We start from the raw sequence: 362 nt of genomic DNA, 5'->3' as shown, positions 1-362 counted from the left end.
TGACTTCGGTGGTACTGGCTTGTTCGATGGCGAATTTGTCGCGGCAACCAAACGCTTTGGCCCTGTTGATTTTACCTTGGGCATGGCTTGGGGATACATGGGCACCAGTGGCAATTTCACTAACCCATTGTGTAAAGCCAGTGACAAGTATTGTGAACGCCCGTCTGATTATAAAGGCAATGGCGGCAGTGTTGACTTTGAACGCTGGTTTAAAGGCGATGCGGCAATTTATGGCGGCTTTGAATATCAAACCCCTTATAAGCCGTTAACTTTGAAGCTTGAATACGATGGCAACGATTATTCTCAAGACTTCCCTGTAGTACGTGGTGGTGTCGACATGACACAACACACGCCATGGAACG

1 protein-coding gene is annotated in these 362 nt (G+C 47.8%); it reads left to right on the top strand.

Annotated features, from left to right (window positions below):
* The coding region (locus AB4486_RS26080) for a YjbH domain-containing protein (RefSeq protein ID WP_372119649.1) at nucleotides 1–362 on the top strand (362 nt) is incomplete at both ends.

This window comes from Vibrio sp. 10N.222.55.C6 (assembly GCF_041473395.1).
Taxonomy (GTDB): domain Bacteria; phylum Pseudomonadota; class Gammaproteobacteria; order Enterobacterales; family Vibrionaceae; genus Vibrio; species Vibrio crassostreae_C.
This window is presented reverse-complemented; position numbering and strand designations above follow the sequence as displayed.